This window comes from Streptomyces sp. NPDC051219 (assembly GCF_040682335.1).
Taxonomy (GTDB): domain Bacteria; phylum Actinomycetota; class Actinomycetes; order Streptomycetales; family Streptomycetaceae; genus Streptomyces.
In genome coordinates this window covers 312,056-326,787 of the sequence record NZ_JBFBAS010000001.1, presented here as the reverse complement: position 1 = coordinate 326,787, position 14,732 = coordinate 312,056, and the positions used below count along the sequence as shown (strand labels likewise).

Here is a 14,732-nt window from a genome sequence, read left to right as displayed (position 1 = left end):
TGCAATCGGACATGAAAGTGGGCCGAAACGGGCGCATGCCGCCACTCGTACGTTCGCATACGCCTGCGCGCATCCTCGTGCGCATACGTCGGCCCCCCGGCTCTTCAGCCGGGGGTCCGGGAACGGGGACCCGCGTCAGGGGACGAGGACGGGCTCCCCGACGGGCTCCCCGACCGGCGCCACCGCGCTCGCCGGGGCCTCGACGGCCCTGGGCCTCGCCGGCAGCGCGAACATCACCACGAAGATGACGGCCAGCACCGCGACCACCCACCACAGCGAGTGCTGGAAGGCCTCCGCGAAGGCGGTGCCCACCGCGCTGGCCGCCAGACGGTCGTCCATGGCACCGAAGAAGACCACCGACACCAGGCCCAGGCCCAGCGCGTTGCCCATCTGCTGAGTTGTGTTGATGAGCCCCGAGGCCGAGCCGGAGTGCTCACGCGGCACTTCGGAGAGCACCGCGTCGGTGAGCGGCGCCACGATCAGGCCCATGCCGACGCCCATCACGATCAGCGGCAGCGCCATCTGCCACGCGTGGATGGACGTGCCGTAACGGCCGGCCTCCCAGATGTAGAGCATCAGTCCGGCCGCCATGGTCAGCGCGCCCGTCTGGAGCACCTTGCGGCCGAAGCGCGGCACCAGCTTCTGTACGGAAAGGCCGGCCGCCGCCGAGACCGCGAGCGAGAACGGAATGCCGGTCGCACCCGCGCGCAGTGGGCTCCAGCCCAGGCCGATCTGCATGTAAAGCGTCCAGACCAGGAAGAAGATGCCGCATGCGATACCGAAGGTGAGCTGCAGTGCGACGCCGGCCGCGAAGCTCTTCACCTTGAACAGCGAGAGCTCGACGAGGGGCGATCCGTCCTTGCGCGCCTTGTACTTCTCGTACGCGACGAACGCGCCGAAGACCAGCAGGCTGCCCGCCATGCAGAGGTGACCCCACAGCGGCCAGTCCAGCTCCCGGCCACGCGTCAGCGGGTACAGCAGCATCAGCAGGCCCAGCGTGGCGAGCGCGACGCCGACCAGGTCGAGGCGGAGCGCCTTCGGGGCCTTCGACTCGGTGATGAAGCGGCGGCCCAGGATCAGGCCCGCGATACCGACCGGCAGGTTGATCAGGAAGATCGGGCGCCATTCGAGGCCGAAGAGATTCCACTGGGTGAGCAGCGCGCCGAGCATCGGGCCGGAGACCGCGCCCAGGCCGACGACCGCGCCGAACATCCCGAAGACCTTGCCACGCTCGTGCGCCGGGAAGGTGACGTGGATGATCGCCAGCACCTGAGGCACCATCATCGCGGCCATCGCCCCCTGAAGGAGCCGGGAGGCGACCAGCATCTCGGGGTTGGCCGCGAAGCCGCACAGGGCGGAGGCGAGCGTGAAGCCCGCCATGCCGATCAGGAACATCTGCTTCCGGCCGTAGATGTCACCCAGCCGGCCACCCGTGATCAGGCCCGCGGCGAACGCCAGGGCGTAGCCCGCGGTGATCCACTGGATCGAACCGAACGTGGCGGACAGGTCCCGCTCAATGCTGGGAATCGCGATGTTGACGATGGTCACGTCGACCAGGTCCATAAAGGCCGCTGTCATCACCACCGCGAGCGCGAGCCAGCGGCGGCGGTCTGCGGCCCGGCCGGACGCCGGATCCTGTACGGGAGCTTGGGCTTGGGAAGTCATGCGACGAACGTAGATTCCGTATAGGACAGGTCATGTCCTAGTTCGCTGGGACCCTGGATTTATGACAGACACCCCGGCACGGCTGCTGAACCTGCTCTCGCTGCTGCAGACCCCGAGGGTGGCCCGGCAGCGAACTCGCCGAACGGCTGCGGGTCAGTCCGCGGACGATCCGGAGGGACATCGACCGACTGCGCGAACTCGGCTATCCGGTGGAGGCGTCCAAGGGCGCCGTGGGCGGATACCGGCTGGTCGCGGGGGCCGCCATGCCGCCGCTGCTCCTCGACGACGAGGAGGCGGTGGCGATCGCGGTGGGGCTTCGGGCGGGCGCGGGCCATGCGATCGAGGGAATCGAGGAAGCGTCCGTACGCGCGCTCGCCAAGCTGGAGCAAGTACTGCCGTCGCGGCTGCGGCACCGGGTGACGACCCTCCAGTCCGCCACCCTCCCGCTCACGCGCGGAGACGGAGCGACCGTGGACCCGCAGACGCTGACCGTCATGGCCTCCGCCGTCACCGGGCACGAGCGACTGCGGTTCGCCTACCGGGCGGGCGACGGGACGGAGAGCCGGCGGCTGACCGAGCCGGTACGGCTGGTCTCGACGGGGCGCCGGTGGTACCTGGTGGCGTACGACCTCGACCGGGAGGACTGGCGTACGTTCCGGGTCGACCGGGTGAGCGAGCCGTTCGCGACCGGCGCGCGGTTCGCGCCGCGGGCGCTGCCGGCCGGTGACGCCGCGGAGTTCATCAAGCGGTCACTGTCACGGTTGCAGCCGGCATACCGGGTGGAGATCACGTTCGCCGCTCCGGCGGAGCTCGTTGCCACTCGGCTGCCGGCGTCCCTGGGGGTGCCCGAGCCGGTGGACGAGCGCACGTGCCGGCTGCACACCGAGTCGGCGGACTCGCTGGAGTGGCTGGCGGTACGGCTGGCGTTGATCGATTGTGAGTTCACGGTGCACGCGCCGACGGCGCTCGTCGAGTGCGTGTCGGATCTCGGCGGCCGGCTCGCGCGCGCGGCTGGGGCGTAGGCGACCGCTTCGGAAACGGAAGGGCCCCGACACCTGGGGGGATAGGTGCCGGGGCGGGACCCCGACACCTGGGGGGGATAGGTGCCGGGGCCGTTCTTGGGGATGGGGCGCGGGGTCGGGGCCTCGAACGGCTGGGCAGGTCAGGCCGCCGCGTCGAAGCCCGTGTCCCGGGCCATCCGCTTCAGTTCCAGCAGGGCGTGCTTCTCGATCTGGCGGATCCGCTCGCGCGTCAGGCCATGCTGCTTGCCGACCTCGGTCAGCGTGCGCTCGCGACCGTCGTCGATGCCGTACCGCATCTTGATGATCGAGGCGGTACGGGTGTCGAGCTTGCCGATCAGATCCTCCAGCTCCTCGCTGCGCAGCAGCGTGAGCACGGACTGCTCGGGCGAGATCGCCGACGTGTCCTCGAGGAGGTCGCCGAACTGGGTCTCGCCCTCGTCGTCCACGGACATGTTCAGACTGACCGGGTCACGGGCCCAGTCCAGGACGTCCCCGACGCGCTCGGGCGTCGAGCCCAGCTCCCTGGCGATCTCCGCGTGCTCCGGCTCGCGCCCGTTCTCGCGGTTGAACTCGCGCTGCACGCGCCGGATCCTGCCGAGCTCCTCCACCAGGTGGACGGGGAGCCGGATGGTGCGGGACTGGTCCGCGATGGAGCGGGTGATCGCCTGGCGGATCCACCAGGTCGCGTACGTGGAGAATTTGAAGCCCTTTGCGTAGTCGAACTTTTCGACCGCGCGGACCAGGCCTGCGTTCCCCTCCTGGATCAGGTCCAGCAGGGGCAGCCCGCTGCGCGGATAGCGGCGGGCGACAGCCACGACCAGACGAAGGTTGGAGCGGATGAAGACGTCCTTGGCGCGCTCGCCCTCGGCGACCAGCGCCTCGAGCTCCTCGCGCGTGGCACCGCCGCCATCGCTGTCTATTTCTTTGTCGAGGATCTGCTGGGCGTACACCCCCGCCTCGATGATCTGGGAAAGCTCGACCTCCTTGGCGGCGTCGAGCAGCGGTGTACGCGCGATCTCGTCGAGGTACATGCCGACCAGGTCGCGGTCGGCGATCTCCCCGCCTCCGGCGCGAACACTGCTTGCCCTGGTAGTCCCGCCGGAAGCGGACTGACTACGGGCGACGGCACGGGTTGCCATGCGTGCTCCCTTGCGATGAGTCGAAATGAGTCGGTCGCGGGTGGTCTCTGGCTTCAGTGGCTGTCGGAACACTCTCCCGAGTGCCCGCATCCGAAGGAAACAACGACTGGAATCCGGACAGAATTCCCCAGCTGCACCCTTGTTTTCGTGATCATGCAGTACCCTGTCCCGCCGCCAAGGGAGGACGCATGCCGTCAGAACGTACAGAGGTGCAGGTCAGGCCAGGCACGGAGGCCGACCTGGACGCACTCACGGACATTTACAACCACTACATCCGTGATACGTCGGTCACCTTTGACACGACCGTATTCACCTCCGAGCAGCGCGGCCCGTGGCTGCGCTCTCATCCCGAAGACGGCCCCCACCGGCTTCTGGTTGCTCATAAGGTCCCGTCTGCCCGGATTCTGGGGTACGCAACCAGCAGCGCGTTCCGGCCCAAGGCGGCGTACGACTCCTCCGTGGAGGTCACCGTCTATCTCGCGCCCGACGCCGGCGGCCGCGGCATCGGCACACTGCTGTACAAGGCACTGTTCGAGGCCCTGGCGGACGAGCCCGTCCACCGCGCCTACGCCGCCGTCACTGTCCCGAACGAGGCGTCCGCCCGTCTTCACGCCCGCTTCGGCTTCCGTGAAATCGGCCAACTCAGCGAGGCCGGATGGAAGTTCGGCCGCTACTGGGATGTGCGCTGGTACGAGAAGGAGCTCGGCCCCGGCCCCGGGGACCGAATCCGGAACCGGGACGCGGGCCTGGACTAGGAAGCGGGCCAGGCCGCCCCGGCCCGCTGCTCAGCCGAACTGCACGGATCGCTTCGACAGCCCCAGGCCATACGGCGTCGCGGGCAAGCGGCGGGGCGCCATGACTGAGGTACAGGGCGGGCATGCGCTCACGTACAGCACTCATGAGTCGAGGCTAGCCCGATTTTGTTTAAACTTCAACAGTCTTCGCTGTCTGGGGGCCGGACGCGCGCTGCCCCTGCCTCGGCTCCGCTCAGCAGCGGGACCAGGACAGGGGGCAGGTGGATGCGCAGCAGGGGCGAGCGCGTCGTTTCAGTGGGCGACGACCGGAATCCTGACGTCATCCTCCGCTCCGCCGCCCAGGGCCGTACCCGTACCGGCACCCGGGCCCACGCCCGGGCGCCCGGTGTTGACGAAGGTGAAGGCGATCGCCGCGGCGGCGGCAAGGATGCCTACCGCCCACCAGATGGCGCTCGCGTAGCCGTGCACCAAGGCCTGGAGCTGCAACGCCCGCTGGTCCGTGCCGCCCGCGGCGTGCGTGGTGATGTACGCGGTGGTGGCGGAGGCGGCGATGGTGTTCAGCAAGGCCGTACCGATGGCGCCACCGACCTGCTGCGAGGTGTTGACCATGGCCGACGCGACACCGGCGTCCTCCGGCCGCACGCCGTGCGTGGCGAGCGCCATGGCCGGCATGAACGCGGTGCCCATACCCAGACCCAGCAACAGCTGCGCGGGCAGAATCAGGCCGGCGTACGAGGACCCGACCTCCAGCTGCGTGAGCAGCAGCATGCCGAGACCTGCGACGAGGAAGCCAGGGCCCATCAGCAGGCGCGGCGCGACCCGGGTCATCAGCCGGGCGCCGATCTGGGTGGATCCGACGATCATGCCCGCGATCATGGGGAGGAACGCGAAGCCGGTCTCGATCGGCTTGTAGCCCTTCACGATCTGCAGGTAGTACGTGAGGAAGAGGAACAGCCCGAACATCGCGATGATGGCGAGGCCCAGCGAGAGGTAGACGCCCCCGCGGTTGCGATCGGTCAGGACGCGCAGCGGCAGCAGCGGCGACTTGACCTTCGACTCGGTGAGGACGAACGCCGCGAGCAGCACTGCCGAACCGACGAACAAGCCCACCGTGGTCGGGTCGGACCAGCCTTCGGACTCGGCACGGGTGAAGCCGTAGACGAGTGAGACCAGGCCGAGGGTGGAGAGGACCACACCGGGGATGTCGAGCGTCGAGCGATTTCGGGTACCGGCCGGTTCACGGATCACGAAGTAGGCGCCGGCGGCGGCGATGATCGCGAACGGGATGTTGACGAAGAACGTCCAGCGCCAGTTGAGGACCTCGGTAAGGAAGCCGCCCAGGATCAGACCCACCGCGCCACCACCACCGGCGATCGCACCGTAGATACCGAAGGCCTTGGCCCGCTCCTTGGCATCGGTGAACATCACCGCGAGGAGCGAGAGCGCGGCGGGGGCGAGCAGCGCACCGAAGGCGCCCTGCAGGGCCCGGGCGCCGAGCATCATCGCCTCGCCGGTGGCCGCACCGCCGAGAGCGGAGGCGGCGGCGAAGCCGAGCAGGCCGACGACGAAGGTGCGCTTACGGCCCCACAGGTCGGCGATCCGGCCGCCGAAGAGCAGCAGTCCGCCGAAGGCGAGGGCGTAGGCGGTGATGACCCACTGCTTGTTGCCCTCCGATATGCCGAGGTCGTGCTGCGCGGAGGGCAGCGCGATATTCACGATGGTCGCGTCGAGCACGACCATCAGCTGGGCGAGCGCGATGAAGACCAGCGCTTTCCAGCGGCTGGGATCAGGGAGGGCCGTGTCGGCTGTTTTGGACATGGGAATAGCCACCTGTCGGTACAGAAAAGTCAAATCCGGACGTAAGCAGGGCCTGCTGTGCAGGGGCCTGTCGTGCGGGGGTTAGGCAAAGGCGTTACATGGGGCGTCGTGCGGGCGCGTCACGTCGGGGCGGCGCGCCGCAGTTGCAGCCGGCGCGCCGCGGTTACGGCTTTCGTTGCAGATCCTCGAAGGTCGCGGCAGAGCCTGGGAGTTCGGACCGGGCCGGGGCCTGCAGTCCGTCGAGGAACAGCTGCAGATGCCGGTGGACGAAGCGGTCGATGTCCGGGCACGGGATGCCCGGCAGCGGCCGGCTGAGCTGGGAGAGGGCAACCATCAGGTCTCCGACGGCGACGTCGGCGCGGAGCATGCCCTCCTCGCGTGCCTGCTCCATGAGCCCCTCGATGGATTTCTCGAGGCGGTCGCGGGCGGCGAGCAGGGCGGGGTGGTTCTGGTCGAAGCCGTCGGAGAGCACGGGACAGAGGGCCCCGATCCGCTCATCCGCTGCCGCGTGTACGAAACGGCGCAGTGCGGCGAAGGCGTCGGGTTCCTCGGCGCGTGCCGTCTCGGCCTGCCCGGCGATCCGCTCCGTGACGGAGAGGACGACCTGTCGGACGAGTTCGGCGCGGTCGGCGAAGTGGCGGTAGACGGTGGCATTTCCGACGCCGGCCCGCCGGGCGATCTCGTCGAGCGGTGCGTCGGCGCCCGTTTCGACGAACATCTCGCGTGCCGCCGCGACGATCCGCTCCCGGTTGCGGACCGCGTCGGCCCGCGGCCGAGTGACGCGCCGATGTCCCTCGACACCTTCGGTGGCGGCGGTATCCACGCCGACCCTCCCTCTCTCGCCCGATCTTGCGCTCTTGCAGGTCGGTCTGCTGGTCGTCCACACGTTCAAGCGGAGAAGCTCTCCCCGTTTCCGCAGAACATCTGTGTAAACGGGGAGATGATCCCCGCTTATTTCGGAGCCCTATGTGACCTGCATCACATTCACCTGTGGGAGAGACCCACGTTCGGCGCACCCGGCGCGCGCACGCGCTACGGCCGTCACAGGGTGATCGAACGGAGTGCAGATCGGGTCCGGCCGACTGCCGCGGACCCGAAGGCGCTCGTATGTCGCAGACCCGCCCCCGGATACGCAGGCCCCGCCGCACCAGCGTGTTCATAGCTGCCACCACTCTCGCACTCGCTGCCACCGCCACCGCCAGCGGCGACATCACCAGCCGTCCCAAGGCGGCTGCCGGGCCGGCGGCCACCGCCGCCGACGAGGCCGCGCTCGCTCCCTGCCGGATCAAAGGCATGGGCGTACAGATGTCTGAGGGGCTGCCGACGCCGCCCGGCTACGCCCGCTCCACGGGTGAGATCCGGGCACTGAACCTCATGATCGACTTCTCGGACGCGCCGGGTGAGGGCAAGGCGTCCGACCGGCTGGCGGAGTTCTTCCCCCAGACGACCGAGTGGTTCAGGACCAGCTCGTACGGCCGGCTCATCTACCGCCCGGAGGCCCCGCTCAAGGACTGGCTGCGGATGCCGTTGCCGTTCGCGGCGTACGGGATCGATCGCGGGTCACCCTACGAGCCGGGCTACCGCGAACTCGTCCAGCACATCATCGCCGCCGCCGACCCCGACGTGGACTTCAGCGCGTACGACATAGTCAACATCCTGGTGACTCCGAATGCCGGGCCATCCGCGCTCGACACCGTCCTGTCCGTCACCTTCTCGGGCAATGGGGACGCACCCTACGCCGACGGTGTCCCGCTCTCCAACGCGTCGTTCGTCTACAGCCGCCAGGACGACGGCTCCGGTTCGCACGAGGAGACCGGCTACCGGGTCCTGCCGCACGAGAACGGCCACGTCTTCGGCCTGCCGGACCTCTACACCGCGGACGGCGGCGGGGCCGTCGGCCACTGGGACATCATGTCCGAGGACTGGGGGGCCAACAACGATCTGCTCGCCTGGCACAAGTGGAAGCTCGGCTGGCTGGACGGGGGCCAGATCAGCTGCGCGTCCATACCCGGCGTCAGCGACCACGTCCTGACCCCGCTGGCCACCAAGGGCGGCACCAAAATGGCCTTCATACCGGTCTCCAGAACAACCGGATACGCGGTCGAGGTCCGCACCCGCGCCGGCAACGACGAGGTGGTCTGCAGACCCGGGGTGCTGATCTACCACGTGGACACCGACGTGGACACCGGCCAGGGGCCGATAACGGTGTCCGACAGCGCGGTCGACAGCGGCGGCTGCACCCGCCAGCCCAACGTGCATACGGAACTCTCCGACGCGCCGTACCGGCCCGGCGAGACCTTCGCGGACATCGAGAACCAGATCAGCGTCTCCGTCGTCGGCGAACTTCGCAACGGCAGCTACCAGGTGCGCGTCACCCGGCCCTGACGCCGGCCTCGGCACCGGGACCGACGTCACCAGCCCCGCCGTCACCAGCGCCACCACCGCCGGGGCCACCACCGCCGGGACCACCACCGCCGGGACCACCGCGCCGATCCAGAAGCCGGGCCACCTCGGCTCGTAGATCGCGCTTGACGATCTTCCCGGTCGGGTTGCGTGGCAGTACCTCCTGCCGGACGAGCACATGTGCCGGCACCTTGAACGCGGCCAGGCGTCGCCCGACGTGCGCACGCAGTTCCGCCACCCCCGCGGTCGCGCCCGGACGCAACCGCAGCACCGCGGCCACCTCCTCGCCGAGCACCGGATGCGGGACGCCCACCACCGCCGCGTCCAGTACGTCCGGGTGGTCGTGGAGTACAGCCTCGACCTCGACGCAGTACACGTTCTCGCCGCCGCGGACGACCATGTCCTTGAGCCGGTCGACGATGCTCACTCGCCCGCCGTCGCGCACGGCCGCGAGGTCACCGGTGCGGAACCAGCCGTCCTGGAAAGCCTCGGCGGTCGCCTTCTCGTCCCGCCAGTAGCCGCGCACCAGCGCCTGCCCGCGCAGCCACAGCTCGCCGACCTCGCCCTGGGGGAGCTCCGCGCCGTCGGGTCCCGCGATCCGCACCTCGGTGGCCGGGGTCGGCAGCCCGACGCTGCCGGGATGCTCCCGGTACGACGCCCCGAAGTTGGCCAGTACCCCGCCGCTGGTCTCGGTCAGCCCGTAGCCGTTACGCGGCTCGACGCGCTCGCCGAAGAGGGTGGTGATCCGCGCCACGAGGTCGGGCGGGGCGGCCGCGCCGCCCGTGTTGAGCATGGTCAGGGTCTCCAGGCCGTCGCCGGCCCGCTCGACGGCTTCGAGCAGCTGGAGCGCCGTGGCCGGGACGCCGCCGTAGTGGGTGACGCGGTGGGTACGGATGGCCTGGAGGGCCTTGTCCGGGTCCCATTTGCGCAGCAGCACGACCGTGCCGCCGGCCGCCATCGCCGCGTACAGCCCGGTGAAGGCAGCCACATGGAAGAACGGAAACGTCATCAGGGTCACCGGCGTCGGCCCCTGCCCCGGGATCTGCCCCCTCGCCAGCGCGGAAAGCGCCGCCAGGAAGCGGGGGTTCATGGCGGCACCGGCCTGCGCGAGATGGGTGGCGACGGCGCCCTTCGGCCGCCCCGTGGTGCCCGAGGTATAGATGATGGTGGCGTCGTCCTCGGGCCGGATGTGGACGGCGGGCGGCGCGAGCATGGGATCCGGGGCGGGCAGATCCTCGTACCGCTCGATGTACGGCCCGACGTACGGCTCGATGCCTTCGCCGACCGGCCCGTCATGGTGGAACACGACGGTACGCGGCCGCTCCTCCTGCTCCTGGAGCCAGGGGGCCACTCGGGGCAGCCGCTCCCCGTCGACGAGCAGGACACGCGGCTCGCAGTCACCGAGTGCGTACGCGAACTCCTCGGCGGTCCACCAGGCGTTCAGGGGCACGGCGACCAGCCCGGCCAGCTGGGCCGCCCAGAAGGCGATCTGCCATTCGGGATGGTTGCGCATCGCGACGACGGCCCGATCGCCGGGCACCAGCCCGTACTCGTCGACGAGCCGCCGGGCGAGGGCGGAGGCCGCCGCGAAGAACTCGCCGTAGCTGTAGGTCCGCTCCTCCCCCACCAGAAACGTCCGGCCCCCGAACGCCCAGGTGGTCTCGACGAATTCGCGCAGGGTGCGTGGCCCGTCCGCGTACACCGGCGATCCGTCCTCCGCTCGTACGACGGCGAAGGGCGCGCCGGGAGCGGTCAGCCGGGCAGCGGCGGCGGTGAGGTCGGTATGGGGCACGGGATCTCCTAAGCGCGTGCTCAGCTGCCCTGGACGCTAAGGCCGCCCCTCGGAACCGTCAAGATTCATCGGCCGCGCCCGGCACCCACACCCTGGCGGAAAACTCCAGCACACACCAAGACGGTGCGAACACCTCGACACCGTCGCCGCCGGACTCGGCAGTCGCCTACGCAGAGCGCTCGGCCGGGAAACTCCAGCCGAGCGCCTGTACAAACCACGCACCGCCTGATCAACCGGTGGGGCCCTTGGCCATTACCTCACCGCTCCTCACTGAGGAGGACCGCGAACTTGTCGTCGTAGCTGTTGTCCCTCAGCAGTAGCGTCAGCGGGGCGCTACCCGAGTCATGATCAAGTGCCACCAAGATGCCTGGCCGGCTCCGGACCTCACCCACCGTCTGCACCTCGATACCGTTCAAGCGTCACCCGCTACACTGTCCGCGGTGGCCCGGCCCTCGCAGGTCAGGTCCCACCCTGTCGGCCAACGGTTTCAGACACGTTTTCCGACAAATCCCTGCCTTCGTAGCTCAGGGGATAGAGCACCGCTCTCCTAAAGCGGGTGTCGCAGGTTCGAATCCTGCCGGGGGCACCAGCGCAAAGGCCCCGGACCGATCATGGTCCGGGGCCTTTGACATCAGCTTCTGACATCAACGGGGACGGTCACTCACGGCCGGGCCGCCTCTTGAGCAGCCGATCCATGTGGCTGATGGCCTCGCGCTGCGTGTCCTGGACGACGTGCGTATAGACGTCCATGGTGATGCTGATCTGGCTGTGCCCGAGGATCTCCATCACGACGCGAGGAGCGACCCCGGCAGCGGTGAGCAGGGTCGCGCAGCCGTGCCGGGCGTCGTGCAGCCGGATCACACGAAGGCCGGCGGTTTCGGCGACGCGGGTGAAGGACCGGTAGACATTGCGCGGCTCGACCGTGCGGCCGGTGCGCGTGGTGAAGACGTAGCTGGGCTCCTGCCAGCCCTCCCCCGCGCGCTTCCGCTGATCCTTCTGCCGCATCCGGTGCCGGCGGAGGGGTGCGATGCACATCGCGGGAAGCGGTACGGCTCGCCGCCGGCGGCCCTTGGGATCGTCGTCGTATAGAACTCCGCGACGGCGTTGAGTCTGTTGTCGGACGTAGAGGATCCGATTGTCGAGGTCCACAGCAGTCCGCCGAAGGCCGATCAGTTCCCCGCGGCGAAGGCCCATCGCTATGGCGAGGACGAACGCGGCGTAAAGCGGATCTGTTCGGGCCGCGGCAAGGAAGTCCAATGTCTCGTCCCAAAGACCACGGACTCAGCTCCCGCGACTTGGCACGGGGAGGCTCGACCAGACCGGCCACGTTCCTGGCGATGAGCTCTTCCCGAGCGGCTGCCGCCAGCGCCGTGCGCAGCACCCGGTGAGACTCCTTGGCAGTGGCCGCGGTGGTCTTGTTCTCAAGCTGCACGAGAAACCGCCGCTACCGAGTGCTCTACGACGCCGGATACGAGATCGGCCACGTGAAGGAAGCACTGTTTCGCACGCGTCCCTACGGCCGAGGAAGTAAAGCTCCTTCAGCTACCCGCCGGATAGCCGGTGATGGAGCTTCACCGGACGACCTACACAGCTGATGGCACCGTTATCGAGTTCGCCATCGGCGTTCATGCCGCCTCGCGCTTTGCATGGGAGTACGACTTCAAGGTGCCGGACTCGGCACAGAAGCCGAAGGGCGACCAGTGATCCCGACCCAAGAGGTGTGGGACGACACCCAACTGCTTTGGGACTACCAGCTGATGGGTCACGAGCCGCGTCCGTGCTCCGTTGCCATCGGCCTGGGCAGTCACGATCTCGGAGCCGCTGACGCCACGGTCGACCTGTACCGACGCGGCATGATGCCGCTGATTGTGTTCACCGGAGCCACGAGCCCAACGACGCGTGAGCGGATGCCCCGCGGCGAAGCTGTGCACTATCGGGAGCGCGCCCTCGAACTGAGGGTGCCCGCTTCGGCCGTCCTCGTAGAGCCTCATGCGCGCAACACCGGCGAGAACATCCGTTTCTCACGATCGCTGTTGGAAGAGAACGGCGTCGAGGTGTCGTCCGTACTCCTCGTCAGCAAACCGTACGAAGAACGTCGGGCCTACGCCACCGCGCGGAAGCTGATCAGAGGTGCCGCGGCAAGGCGCGGCGGCGCCGGCCGGGGGTGGGGTCGGTCGGCTCCACGGCTTTACCCACCTCCCCGGTTCGGGTCCCGCGTCGAGCAAGACCAGGGGGCCACTCGGACACATTGCGGGCAGGGGGCAAGCCTGCCCGAGTAGCCGGCAAGCGTACGGCCCCCTGATCATGCCCGACCCCGGGCAGGACACCGGCCAAAGCTCCGTGGAGTCGACCTCGCGCACGTCATGCAGTTCCGCGTGGGCATCATGCTTCGCCGTCCGAGGTCGCCCGGCAGTTGCTGAGGATGACCAATGACGACCAGTCAGCAGCCATCGAGCTGCCCGAGACCAGGGAAAGGCCAGGTTGCCGAGATCGCTCACAAAGAAGCAAAGAACTGACCGCATGATTGGACCAGTGGCCCTCGAACTACCCCAACACCGTAGGCGTCGGGATGAAGTGCATCGTCGCCGGAGGAGCAGCCTGACCTCCGTGGATCCTGATCCTAGGACGTGGGGTAGCCTTCGCGGCCTCAACCGGGGCGGACCTCGTTGATCCGCAGGAGGAAGGGCCGACCGTGCCAAGATCGCGTCACAAACGTTCTTTGAAGGGCCGTGTCGTCATCGGCGGTGCCGTCGCTGCCGCGGCAGGGATCGCCACCACCGTCGTGAGCCTGTGGCCGGCCCAGGCCGCGTGGACGACGTCGTGGCGGGTGTCGCCAAGTGCCTGGGAGGCCACCGACTCGCCTCAGGTCTCCGTCGACCGGCAGGGCGACGCCCTCCAAGTGTGGACAGCGTGCGACTCGGCGGCGTCGAGCTGCTACCACCGGGTGCAGGCCAGGATCAAGCGCGCCGACGGGACGCTGACCCCGACCGGCAATCTGTCGCCGCTGGGCCCCGTGGCGAACTGGCCGCAGGCCGACTCGGACGACGACGGCGACTCCGCGGTGGTCTGGGAGCAGGGCGGCCACGTCGTGGGCCGCCGGGTCTCGGCCTCCGGCAGCCTGGTCGGCTCCCTGCAGCAGCTGTCCACCTCGGCTCCGGCAACCACCCCCGCGGTAGCTGTGGCGCCCACGGGTACGGCCATGGCCGTGTGGACGGAGGTCCGCGACGGCAGCTGGTACGCCGTGGGGCGCAAGATCACAGTCAGCGGCACCATCGGCCCGGCCATCACCCTGGGCAACGCCTCGGGCGAGATGACGGATATCGGTGTGGACCGCAGCGGCCGGTTCGTCGCTTCCTGGGTGAACGGCGGGAGTGTGCTGGCCAAGCGGATCAACACGGACTCCACCGTCTCCTCGACCAAGGTGCTCACCTCGGCGATCGAGTCGTACGCCGGTTTCGGCCGGCCGCGGGTCGCCGTCGACCGCGACGGCGACGCGGTCATCACCTACCGCTCCGGCGGCGGCAGCCTGCCACAGCTCTGGGCTTCGCGGTGGAGCCGGGGTGGCACGTTGTACAACCCACTGCGCATCTCACCCAGCACGGACAACGTGGGCAACCACAGCACCCTTGCGATGGACCTCGACGGCGACTCGATGATCGTGTGGGCCAAGCGGGGCAGCGACGGGAAACTCGTGCTGTCCGGACGGAAGCTGACCGCGAGCGGCAGCCTCGGCAGTATCAGCTCCCTGGGGTCGGGCGACCGGCCGGACATCGCCCTCGACGACGACGGCGACGGCATGCTCGTCTACCACACCCCGCAGGGCCCGTACGTCACGCAGAAGGTAAGCGCCCGACTGGTCACCCAAGGCGGGACGTTCGGCAGCGTGCGGACGGTGACGTCGACCGACGGGCGGGTGCCCCAGGTGAGTGCCAGGCCCACGGCCCGCTTCAACCTGGTGTGGCAGGCACAGTCCTACCCGTACTCGATCTACGGTGTCACCGGGCCCTGATCCGACGCGCATGGCCATGACCTGAACCGCCCCCGGCAGCACATGAGTTGTGCGCCGGGGGCGGTTTGCCGTCAGCGGAGGGCCGGCGCGTTCGCCGCACTGGACGGGGCCGGCTTCCACCGACCGTAC

Annotated in this window: 8 protein-coding genes, 1 tRNA gene and 5 pseudogenes; 7 read left to right on the top strand and 7 right to left on the bottom strand. The window is 69.1% G+C overall.

Annotation, left to right across the window (positions count from 1 at the left end; translation table 11 throughout):
• Nucleotides 1–135: 135 nt before the first annotated feature.
• Nucleotides 136–1,665: an MFS transporter gene (locus AB0M62_RS01595; RefSeq protein WP_366072028.1), complete on the bottom strand. Its 1,530-nt coding sequence runs from the start codon at nt 1,663–1,665 to the stop codon at nt 136–138.
• A gap of 61 nt (nt 1,666–1,726) precedes the next feature.
• Between AB0M62_RS01595 and AB0M62_RS01590 the strand changes: the two are divergent.
• Nucleotides 1,727–2,687 (top strand): annotated as a pseudogene (locus AB0M62_RS01590) (YafY family protein).
• Between the two features lie 140 nt (nt 2,688–2,827).
• Here the strand turns inward: AB0M62_RS01590 and AB0M62_RS01585 are convergent.
• Nucleotides 2,828–3,826 carry a sigma-70 family RNA polymerase sigma factor gene (locus AB0M62_RS01585; RefSeq protein WP_366072027.1) on the bottom strand — a complete coding sequence of 333 codons (999 nt, stop codon included), beginning with the start codon at nt 3,824–3,826 and terminating at the stop codon, nt 2,828–2,830.
• Nucleotides 3,827–4,014: 188 nt separating this feature from the next.
• On the opposite strand from AB0M62_RS01585, the gene AB0M62_RS01580 reads away from it, so the two are divergent.
• Nucleotides 4,015–4,581: an N-acetyltransferase family protein gene (locus tag AB0M62_RS01580; protein ID WP_366072026.1), complete on the top strand. Its 567-nt coding sequence runs from the start codon at nt 4,015–4,017 to the stop codon at nt 4,579–4,581.
• A gap of 49 nt (nt 4,582–4,630) precedes the next feature.
• Here the strand turns inward: AB0M62_RS01580 and AB0M62_RS01575 are convergent.
• The 3 genes and pseudogenes from AB0M62_RS01575 to AB0M62_RS01565 form a co-directional block, all read right to left on the bottom strand.
• Nucleotides 4,631–4,726: pseudogene (locus AB0M62_RS01575) on the bottom strand (dioxygenase); the annotation flags it as partial.
• A gap of 146 nt (nt 4,727–4,872) precedes the next feature.
• Nucleotides 4,873–6,399 (bottom strand): MFS transporter, encoded by a 1,527-nt coding sequence (locus AB0M62_RS01570; RefSeq protein WP_366072025.1) that lies wholly within the window; start codon nt 6,397–6,399, stop codon nt 4,873–4,875.
• Between the two features lie 163 nt (nt 6,400–6,562).
• Entirely contained in the window at nt 6,563–7,222 is a 660-nt protein-coding gene (locus AB0M62_RS01565) for a helix-turn-helix domain-containing protein (protein ID WP_366072024.1), read from the bottom strand.
• 284 nt (nt 7,223–7,506) lie between these two features.
• On the opposite strand from AB0M62_RS01565, the gene AB0M62_RS01560 reads away from it, so the two are divergent.
• Entirely contained in the window at nt 7,507–8,784 is a 1,278-nt protein-coding gene (locus tag AB0M62_RS01560) for a M6 family metalloprotease domain-containing protein (protein ID WP_366072023.1), read from the top strand.
• Here AB0M62_RS01560 and AB0M62_RS01555 read toward each other — a convergent pair.
• Nucleotides 8,771–10,594 (bottom strand): class I adenylate-forming enzyme family protein, encoded by a 1,824-nt coding sequence (locus AB0M62_RS01555; protein ID WP_366072022.1) that lies wholly within the window; start codon nt 10,592–10,594, stop codon nt 8,771–8,773. The two genes, AB0M62_RS01560 and AB0M62_RS01555, sit on opposite strands and share 14 nt — an antisense overlap.
• A 513-nt stretch (nt 10,595–11,107) precedes the next feature.
• On the opposite strand from AB0M62_RS01555, the gene AB0M62_RS01550 reads away from it, so the two are divergent.
• A tRNA-Arg gene (locus AB0M62_RS01550) sits at nt 11,108–11,183 on the top strand.
• 68 nt (nt 11,184–11,251) lie between these two features.
• Here AB0M62_RS01550 and AB0M62_RS01545 read toward each other — a convergent pair.
• A pseudogene (locus AB0M62_RS01545) lies at nt 11,252–12,038 on the bottom strand (site-specific integrase); the annotation flags it as partial.
• A gap of 1 nt (nt 12,039) precedes the next feature.
• On the opposite strand from AB0M62_RS01545, the pseudogene AB0M62_RS01540 reads away from it, so the two are divergent.
• The 3 genes and pseudogenes from AB0M62_RS01540 to AB0M62_RS01530 all read left to right on the top strand — a co-directional run.
• Nucleotides 12,040–12,298, top strand: a pseudogene (locus AB0M62_RS01540) (UTRA domain-containing protein); the annotation flags it as partial.
• Nucleotides 12,298–12,717 (top strand): annotated as a pseudogene (locus tag AB0M62_RS01535) (YdcF family protein); the annotation flags it as partial. The pseudogenes AB0M62_RS01540 and AB0M62_RS01535, both read left to right, overlap by 1 nt.
• Before the next feature lie 596 nt (nt 12,718–13,313).
• Complete coding sequence (locus AB0M62_RS01530) at nt 13,314–14,603, top strand: hypothetical protein (protein WP_366072021.1); 1,290 nt, start codon at nt 13,314–13,316, stop codon at nt 14,601–14,603.
• The last annotated feature ends 129 nt before the right edge of the window (nt 14,604–14,732 follow it).

Excerpts from the sequence above, each read along its gene's own strand:
- AB0M62_RS01560 (WP_366072023.1), top strand. The coding sequence starts at position 7,507 with ATGTCGCAGACCCGCCCCCGGATACGCAGGCCCCGCCGCACCAGCGTG.
- AB0M62_RS01595 (WP_366072028.1), bottom strand. The coding sequence starts at position 1,665 with ATGACTTCCCAAGCCCAAGCTCCCGTACAGGATCCGGCGTCCGGCCGG.
- AB0M62_RS01580 (WP_366072026.1), top strand. The coding sequence starts at position 4,015 with ATGCCGTCAGAACGTACAGAGGTGCAGGTCAGGCCAGGCACGGAGGCC.
- AB0M62_RS01570 (WP_366072025.1), bottom strand. The coding sequence starts at position 6,399 with ATGTCCAAAACAGCCGACACGGCCCTCCCTGATCCCAGCCGCTGGAAA.
- AB0M62_RS01585 (WP_366072027.1), bottom strand. The coding sequence starts at position 3,826 with ATGGCAACCCGTGCCGTCGCCCGTAGTCAGTCCGCTTCCGGCGGGACT.